General features: G+C 67.9%; 8 protein-coding genes and 2 pseudogenes. 8 read left to right on the forward strand and 2 right to left on the reverse strand.

Features of this window, described 5'->3' with window-relative positions:
- The first annotated feature begins 1 nt into the window (after position 1).
- Complete coding sequence (locus ACIF6F_RS36265) at positions 2–928, forward strand: GNAT family N-acetyltransferase (RefSeq protein WP_399957627.1); 927 nt, start codon at positions 2–4, stop codon at positions 926–928.
- 79 nt (positions 929–1007) lie between these two features.
- On the opposite strand, the gene ACIF6F_RS36270 is transcribed toward ACIF6F_RS36265, so the two are convergent.
- Positions 1008–2240 carry a helix-turn-helix domain-containing protein gene (locus ACIF6F_RS36270; RefSeq protein WP_399957630.1) on the reverse strand — a complete coding sequence of 411 codons (1233 nt, stop codon included), beginning with the start codon at positions 2238–2240 and terminating at the stop codon, positions 1008–1010.
- A gap of 270 nt (positions 2241–2510) precedes the next feature.
- On the opposite strand from ACIF6F_RS36270, the gene ACIF6F_RS36275 reads away from it, so the two are divergent.
- From ACIF6F_RS36275 to ACIF6F_RS36300, 6 genes and pseudogenes are all read left to right on the forward strand, one after another.
- Positions 2511–2663: a hypothetical protein gene (locus ACIF6F_RS36275; RefSeq protein ID WP_399957633.1), complete on the forward strand. Its 153-nt coding sequence runs from the start codon at positions 2511–2513 to the stop codon at positions 2661–2663.
- A gap of 589 nt (positions 2664–3252) precedes the next feature.
- On the forward strand, positions 3253–3375 hold the full coding sequence (locus ACIF6F_RS36280; protein WP_399957635.1) for a hypothetical protein: 123 nt from the start codon (positions 3253–3255) through the stop codon (positions 3373–3375).
- Between the two features lie 376 nt (positions 3376–3751).
- Complete coding sequence (locus tag ACIF6F_RS36285) at positions 3752–3994, forward strand: hypothetical protein (RefSeq protein ID WP_399957638.1); 243 nt, start codon at positions 3752–3754, stop codon at positions 3992–3994.
- Between the two features lie 282 nt (positions 3995–4276).
- Positions 4277–4636, forward strand: a complete 360-nt coding sequence (locus ACIF6F_RS36290) for an iron dependent repressor, metal binding and dimerization domain protein (RefSeq protein WP_399957642.1) — start codon at positions 4277–4279, stop codon at positions 4634–4636.
- A gap of 1331 nt (positions 4637–5967) precedes the next feature.
- Positions 5968–6363 (forward strand): annotated as a pseudogene (locus ACIF6F_RS36295) (transposase); the annotation flags it as partial.
- Positions 6364–6505: 142 nt separating this feature from the next.
- Positions 6506–6904, forward strand: coding sequence for a hypothetical protein (locus ACIF6F_RS36300; RefSeq protein ID WP_399957645.1), 399 nt, complete (start codon positions 6506–6508; stop codon positions 6902–6904).
- A 36-nt stretch (positions 6905–6940) separates the two neighbouring features.
- Here ACIF6F_RS36300 and ACIF6F_RS36305 read toward each other — a convergent pair whose 3' ends face one another.
- Entirely contained in the window at positions 6941–7408 is a 468-nt protein-coding gene (locus ACIF6F_RS36305) for an ATP-binding protein (RefSeq protein WP_399957648.1), read from the reverse strand.
- Between ACIF6F_RS36305 and ACIF6F_RS36310 the strand changes: the two are divergent.
- Positions 7377–7823, forward strand: a pseudogene (locus ACIF6F_RS36310) (ATP-binding protein); the annotation flags it as partial. The gene ACIF6F_RS36305 and the pseudogene ACIF6F_RS36310 overlap by 32 nt on opposite strands.
- Positions 7824–8422: the final 599 nt, after the last annotated feature.

The raw sequence follows: 8422 nt of genomic DNA on the forward strand, positions 1-8422 counted from the left end.
GATGGACATCGTCGACGAGCACGGACTGTCCGTCGCCCTGATCACCCCGACGGAGCTGGCCTCCCGACCCTGGCTCAGCAGCTCCAGGTCCGTCGACGTGGTCAGGATGACCGAACCGCCGGCCGCCTGCCATGACGAGCTGGCCGAGGCGGGATTCGTCCTCAAGCCCGAACTGTTGTGCTGGAAGGCCGAGCTCGGCTCTGACGAGACCGGGTTTCTGGCCCGGCTGGACAACAAGTCCCGCCAGGACATCCGGCGGGCTCGGACCCGGGCGGAGAGCGTGCTGCGCTTCTCGGTTCACGACACGCTCGTGCCGGAGATCCTGGATCCGTTCCTGTCCCTGTACGGGGACAGGGTCGCCGAGATGGCCTACGGCATCCCCATCGCCGTCCGGCAGCGGGACCGGCTCCTGGGCGGTGCGGAAAAGTACTTCGCGGTGCTCGCCCACGACGGCGACGAGCTGGTCGGCGGCTGCGTGGTGCGCGAGTGCGGGGACGAGGACGCCGTACGCATCCGGTTCTCGGCCGTGACGGAGCAGTGGCGCCGGCACAGCCTGGCCCGCACGCTCTACTTCGCCGCGATGCGAACGGGGCGCGAGAAGGGGTACCGCTGGGCGACGCTGGGCGACGAGCCGAACCTGTACGGCCACCTCACGAAGGCCGGGCTCTTCTCGTTCAAGGTGAACATGGGGTTCCGCTGCGTGCCGTCCCAGGACTTCCACGACCCCGAGGGCCGCGATGTGGCGGATCTGATCCTGAGCCTGACGAACCTGAGCGGTCCCTGTCTGGTGCTCGGCTACGCGGCCGACCCCGCCGGGGACCGGACGCTGCGCGCCGAGTTGTTCACCGACGACCCGGCCGGCACGGATCCGAGGAGGTACGCCGCGCCGTTCCTGGCGAGCGTCGGGGTGCGCGCCCCCGGACGGTAGCCAGTCGGTCGCGGAAAGGCTGTCGGGCCGGACCCCCCACACGGGGTCCGGCCCGACAGCCTTTCCGCGCCCCTGCCGCTCAGGCGCTCGTGCCGAACTTCTCCGTGTGCTCCAGCGCCTCGGCCAGGAGACGCCAGATCTCCGCCGCCAAGTCCATGTTGGAGGCGCGGCGGGCGTCCTCGCCCAGCTGCTTGAGCCGGGCGAGCCCGCGCTCCTGGTGCCCCTCGCCGATCAGCAGCAGGCTGTCCAGGGCGTGCAGCCGGATCTGGTCCCGGTAGCTCAGCATCAGCTGGTCGAGGTCCAGGCGGTCGAGGAAGCCCCGGGCCGCGACGCGGTCCCCCTCCGCGAAGGCGAGGTGCGCCTGGAGCGTCAGCAGCTCCTGCTCCTGCACGGGCGTGCCGACGAGCGACAGCGCCGTCTCCGCCTCCCCGAGGTACTTGCGGGCCGGGCCGGTGAGCGCGGGCCGGGACTGCAGCGAGAGCGAGGCCGCGGCCAGCCGCAGGCGCGCCCACAGCGTGAGGTCGTCACGGCTGTCGAGCGCCGCCATGGCCTGCCCCAGGTAGGCCATGGCGGCCTCGTCGTCCCCCAGCCGGGAATGGACCGTGGCCGCCGACCAGAGCGCCTCGGCCCGCCGGGTGTTGTCCGGGACGTCCGCCACGAGTTCGAGCAGCTCCTCCACGTGCGTACGGGCGTCCGGCAGCCGGCCGGCTTCCGCCTCGGTCGCGACCAGGCTCAGCAGGGCGTTGCCCGTGTCGGCCGTGGACAGCCGCGCTTCCTTCGCCTCCCGGTAGGTGCGGGTGGCCAGCTCCAACGCCCGGGAGATCTCGCCCGCCGCCCTCAGACACCGGGCGAAGGTGGTCCGGGACCGGCACTGGAGCGCCGCCAGCCCGAGTTCGTCGGCGAGTGCGCACAGCTGCTCAAGAGCAGCGAGTTCCTCGGCGCGCTCGCCCCGGCGGTGCCAGTACTTGACGATGTGCCACAAGGCCTGCCAGCGCAGCAGCGGGTCCTCGTCGCTCGCTGCGGCGAGCGCGTCGATGAGCTCCTCGGCGGCCCCGTCGTTGTCCGTCGTGGCCGCCATGCTCACTGCCTGACCGAGGGAACCGCTGGTGGGCGGGGTGTCGAAGGCAGAGCGGTCCACCCCGAGCTGCTTGGCCAGATAGCTGATGACCCGCTCGGTGGGCTGTCGTGCGCCGGACTCCAGACGGGAGAGATACCCCGTAGAGATCTCGTCGCCCGCCAGAGCTGCCTGGGAGAGCCCCTGCTGCTGCCTCAGCGATCTGAGGCGCGACCCGAAGGACGACTGTGATGTCATGCAAGTCCCGCAATCGTTCTGGGCGGGACACGCTGTCGCGTCCCCACCATGTCTTCGTCACGCCCCCTCGTGACATCTGAGTTGCCAATATGGTGCCACGAACCGCACAGCGGCAGGCACCATCCGGCCGAAAACTCTAGGCAACTTTTGGCAACTCACTTGTCAATGTCAACTTGATCGTCCTAGGTTTACGGCGGTCAAGCCGGGCAACAACCGTTGCCTGTCAGGGCCGTTCAAAACGTCAGTGTCCGGGCCATACCTGGAGATCCCATGCCCAAGCACCTGCTGCTGCTTTCTGCCGCAATCCTGTCCTCCGCTCTGACCGTCCTTGCCATCGGGCTGCAGACCGACATCGACTGGCCGACCCCCGGCCCCGCGATCGTCGTGGCCGCCGACGCTGGGGAGGACATCGACTGGCCGTAAGCGGTTGCAGCTGCGGGCCTGAACACAGCACACCGCCGTCGGCAGAGCGCACACCGCGGACTGCCGACGGCGGCTTCGCACCCAAGAGGCGGACGCCAGCGACCGGGCCGGGGCCGTACGCCGATCCCCCCATCGGCCGGCGAAGGGAGGGACATCGCGACCGACGCGCACCGGCCGGCGCACCACGACGCCGATCTCCGACCCGGACCCGCACCCGGTGCCCGGCCCCAAGAAGAACGAACCATGACCACCCAGCACATCGAGACTCTGACCATCGGGCCGCCCAGGCCGGTCACCACCCCGGCAGCTCCTGATCGTCGACGAGCGCGAGCAGATCGGTGACGCTGCCCCTACGACAGCGCCAGCCTGTTCACGCGCTCCCGGGCCAACGGCTCGGACGGGATGCCGTTCCCCAACGACCGTGGGAGGTCGACCGCCTCGCGGCCCTCGACAGCGGAGGTTCCGCCCCGACGACAACGTCGCGCTGACGACCGGCACCTCGCCACCGACATCCCCCCTCGGTCACCAAGTGCGGCCGACGGCTCGACGACCCCGACCTGACAGCCCTGCGCCTCCACATGGAAGCCGCATGAAGGTCTTCGCGGGCCGGGTCGCCGACGGCCTGAGCCTCCTCGACGAGGCGATGGTCTCGGTCCCGTCCGGGGACCCGTCTTCGACGTCGGCTGGATGGGCGGGTGGACTCACGCGCTGACCACCTGGTGCGACGACCAGCCCGGCCTGGCCGCGTTCAGGCGGCACGCCGCGGCGGCGGGGACCCGGCGGCCGGTCAAGCCCACTACAAGCGCGGTGAGGCCGCCGCGCCCGTCGCCCTGGCCCGTGCCGAGGCGGACCGCGGACTCGTCTGCACGCGGCAGGCGTACGAGACCTGGGCGCAGGTCTCCGCAGTGCCCGAGGTGGCCCGCCCCATCACCTGGTCTGATGACGCCCTCCCCCAGACCGGGAACGCGACGCATTGGCCTAGACCTATTGTGCGGCCTGGTTCGTGACGGTACGTTCGTGTCCGGCTGCGCAGCCTGCACGTACCGCACCACATCGCATCGTCAGGCACTTTTTCAGGAGGACATGCCATGTACCGCCGCACAGCAGCCGCCGTCGCCACCGCCGTCACGGCGGGAGCCCTCGCCCTCGGCGCCGCGGGCGCCGCCGAGGCCGTCCCGGGCACCGGCTTCTACGCCCGCAGCAACCACGCCTCGTACACCGAATGCGTGGCCGCCGGCCGGGCCGGCTACAACATCTGGGGCCCCGTCTTCTTCTGCGAGCCCTTCAGCGTCGACCGCCCGGACATCATCACCCTCTGGGTCCGCTACTGACCCACCCGGCCGCCCCGGGCCGACACGGGGCGTGCCGTACGCCATTCACGTATTACCAAGCCCGCATCACCTGGCACCCACCGCCAGGTGATGGGCGTCGTGCGGGGGTGTCGTCCGGTTGGTGAAGGCCCCCAACTGCCAGGTCGGGTTTCCCTTCGCCGCGTACGTGGGGCGGATGCCGCGCCACTGACGTGCGGGTCTGCCAGCAGCCCCGGCCCCCAGTTATTATCCGCGATATTATTTGATGCAAGAGTGAGACCCTACGCACTGCCGAGGAAGTACATGGTCGACAACCCCTGGACCCCGGCCCATGAAGCGGTTGAGTCGGCCGAGTACGCCACCTTGACGCGGCTCCTTGATGAAGGCTCTGACGTCAACGAGGTCTGCTGCGGGCAGACCCTCTTGATGCATGCCATCGATCTGGAAGGCGACTCCGCGCTCCAATCAGGGGAGCCAGCCAATACCGCGCTCACCGCAATCCTCCTCGCCTACGGCGCTGACCCCGCCATCGCCCTCGAAGGGAAGACCGCCCATGACCTGGCTTGCGAATACGAGCACGTCACGGCCATCCGACTCCTCGACCGGTTCACCACCAGCCTGACTTCGCCGGCCAGCTGCCCGCATAGCGGGCAATACAGCTAGGGCCTGGAGGCGAAGCCGGAAGGGCCCAGGAGGTGGGGAGCGAAGCGGACCGGCCCAACGGGCCGTAGGCCCGGTCCCCGTGAAACGGGGGTCTCCACACTCGGCCGCTCTGACCAGAGGTCTTGAAGCGGGTTAGAGTCCCTGCGGGGTCATGCTGACCCGTTCGCGGGGGGTGAAGAAGATGTTGGGGAAGAGGTACGAGCGGGCTTGGGTGCAATGCATCGTTTTGGCTGTGGCCGCAGTGGGGCTGAGTGGGTGTAGCGGGGAGGGCGCGGCTCCGAAGGAGATTGTTCTGCGAGGGGCTCCGGGGGAGGTCGCGGAAGTGGTTCTACCTGCGTCGATTCCTCATCAGGATGACATTCCCGTTGTTTGGTTGGATATGAATCCTGGGGTGGCATCACCGCTGCTGGGTGACCGTCCGTACTGTCACTATGCGTATGCCTATCAAGCCCAGCTTGATATTGTCTGCTCGGTGGATGGCGAAGGCATATTGCGAGCGAGAATCGCTTCGGGCGTCAAGCCTGGGCAGCGTATACCGGCTGGATACTTGATAGCTGAGAATGTGCATACCGCAAAGAAGACACCGATCGTAGTCGAAGTAGCTGCCGTCTGGTAGGCAAACGAGCTCAGCTTCGCCGAGCTCGTTTTTGGAGTAAAAGGGAGCCACGAACGAAGCTCCCAAGACGAGTCCGCTGCCAGCTGCCCGCGGAGCGAGATGGTCCTGAAGGCGGAGCCGGAAGGGCCCGGGCGGGGGAGCGAAGCGGACCCGCCCAACGGGCTGAAGGACCGGACCCCATGAAACAGGGTCAGGGCCTGTGCAACAGGCCCTCGAGGCCGAGCGCAGCGAGGCCCCGAGCAGTCCGAAGCGAAGCGCAGGACACCGGCCGAAGGCCGGCCTAGCTCGGCGAAGCCGAGCCTCCACCGAGCGCAGCGAGGTGGTTCTCTCCTCACACGCGCAGTTCGGCCGATCAAGGCCCGGATTAGCTGGGCAGCTCCTGCCGCGAAGCGGCAGGAGCAGGGCCCGAAGCGAAGCGAGGGGGTTTCCCTGCCAAGCACTACGCGTGCCCGTCCGAAGCGCAGCGGAGGACCCCGGCGCAAAGGGCCGGTGCCCGAGCGCAGCGAGGCCGGTCTCTCCTTCGCGCGCAGCGCGAAGGGACCCGACAGCCCGGTTTAGCCGGGCAGCTCCTGCAGCGAAGCGCAGGAGCAGGCCCAAAGGGCCCCGAGCCAGAGGGTTTCCCTACCAAGCACTACTAGTGCTTGGTCAGGTTCAGTCGTTGGTGGCGTGTCCGGGTGATCGGTTGTTGCGTTGATCGGGTGTGAAGCCTGAGGAGTTGGCTGCGGTCCGGTGTGATCTGGAGGATTTCGCGGCGGAGGTGTTCGAGCCGTTCGTGCGGGCGGATCAGCGGCGGTGGGGGTCGGTCTGCCTGCGCGGGCTGCTGACGGACGGCGGACGCAAGTCGGTCGAGCCGATGGCCTCCCGGCTCGGCCAGGACGGGAACCGGCAGGTCCTGGCCCACTTCATCACCTCCAGCCCGTGGGATCCGGCCCACGTGCGGGCCCGACTCGCGTGGAAGATGCAGTCGGCGATCAGGCCGGCCGCGATGGTCATCGACGACACCGGGTTCCTCAAGGACGGTGATGCCTCGGCATGCGTGACGCGGCAGTACACCGGCACCGCGGGCAAGGTCACCAACTGCCAGGCCGGAGTCTCGCTCCACCTGGTGTCGGCGTACTCGTGAAACTGCAGAAGGAAGTACGTAGGAACGTGCAGAGCCTTGGTTGGCCCGATATGCACGGGTCGAATGGCGGGGCGCTATTGGGTTGAGCGTCGATAGCATCGGTGGCATGGTCAGGCGGGTGGAGTCACAGATGCTCAGCTCAGATGACTATGCGTCGATCCATGAGGCGGGGCGGGCGCTCGCCGACCGCTATGGCGGCGTCGTCACGATCAACGCCATGTTGGAGAGGTGGGCGGCGTTCGTCGAAGACATCGAGGACGGCTTCGATGCGCAGGGCGCATTTGAGTATGACCACGACCTGAGGTGCCGGGACTGGCTGGTCGAAGCATGGCCGATGCTGACCGAGGCCGTGCGCTCACTTCGCGATGGCGAGTTGAAAGACCTGGACGCCCGTTACCTATGTGCCACGGTTGCTCTCGAAGGAGTCAGCGCTGAGCGGGCGGAACCCGGGGGTGGACGCTGGTGGCGCTTCCGACGGCCCCGGCTCGTCGAGGGTATTGAGGGAACGGGGTTGCCGTCTGGGTGGTAGGAGGTCAGAGTCGATGGGGTTCCCGGGAAGGTTGGGTTATGCGACGCCGGCTTCGCCGTCGATGGCGGTGAGACGGTTCTTGAGCCGGTAGCTCGGGCCGTTGATCGGGACGACGTCACAGTGGTGGAGGAGACGGTCGAGGATGGCCGTGGCTAGGACTTCGTCGCCGAAGACCTGTCCGAATTCGCTGAAGCTCTTGTTTGAGGTCAGGATGATCGAGCCTTTCTCATATCGTTTCGAGATCAGCTGGAAGACGAGGTTGCCCTCCTCACGCTCCAGCGGCAGGTAGCCGACTTCGTCGACCACGAGAACATGGGGCCGCAGGTAGCTCTGAAGCTTGCGGTTCAGGCGGCCGATGGAGTCAGCGGCTTTGAGCTGGCGGACCATGTCGTCCAGCGACGTGAAATAGATGGTGAAGCCAGCCCGGCAGGCGGCGACCGCCAACGCGATGGCGATGTGGGTCTTTCCGACCCCCACCGGGGTGGGCAAGACACACATCGCCATCGCGTTGGCGGTCGCCGCCTGCCGGGCCGGCTACTCGATCTACTTCACCAGCCTCGACGACATGGTCCGCAACCTCACCGCTGCCGAATCCGCCGGACGCCTGACCAGCAAACTCGGCAGCTACCTGCGGCCAGCCGTCCTTGTTCTGGACGAGGTCGGCTACCAGCCCCTCGCGCGAGCCGAGGCGAACCTGGTCTTCCAGGTCATCTCAAAGCGCTACGAAAAGGGCTCGATCATCCTGACCTCGAACAAGACCTTCAGCGAATGGGGGCAGGTGTTCGGCGACGAGGTCTTGGCCACCGCCATTCTCGACCGCCTCCTCCACCACTGCGGAGTCATCTCCATCAACGGCCCAAGCTACCGCCTCAAGAACCGACTCGCCGCCATCGAACGAGAACGAGACGACGCAGCCTGAAGATCGTGCAACGGGTGGGCCTTGACCTGCGGAGGCGGATGATCGGTCGTCACGGATGCCCTCGGCGCCGATCTATGAGCGCTCGCGCTTCCCTACCGACCGGATGCTCAGAAGGCAGGTCCGCCTTGCTCCTCCTCGTCCCTCTCCAGAGCGCTGATCGCGCGGCGGCGCCAACGTGTGATGGCTACAGCGGCAATCACCCCGCCCAGCAGGCTGACCAGCGGAACACCCCAGGCCGCGGCCACGAACAAGGTCCCGAGTGACTCCATGACGCCCCCTCTGAGGGCGAGACTACTCGGCAGCTCAACGCCAGGTCGGTGGAACGGCTTCGGACCGACGCAGATGGCGAAAGACTGGTGCACAGATCTCTGTACTCGGTGGAGCACTCTCATGAGTACGCCGACAACAGTCCGCAGCGCAGCGCAGGACCCCGGCCCGAAGGGCCGGCCCTCGCTCGGCGAAGCTGAGTCCCGCCGAGCGCAGCGAGGCGGTCCACTGCCCGAAGCGAAGCGGAGGGCAGGGCGCCGAAGGCGCCCCGGCCGAGCGCAGCGAGGCCGTTCTCTCCTGAGCGCGCAGCGCTCAGGAACCCGCTCCGCGGG

This window comes from Streptomyces sp. NPDC086023 (assembly GCF_044540325.1).
Taxonomy (GTDB): Bacteria; Actinomycetota; Actinomycetes; order Streptomycetales; family Streptomycetaceae; genus Streptomyces.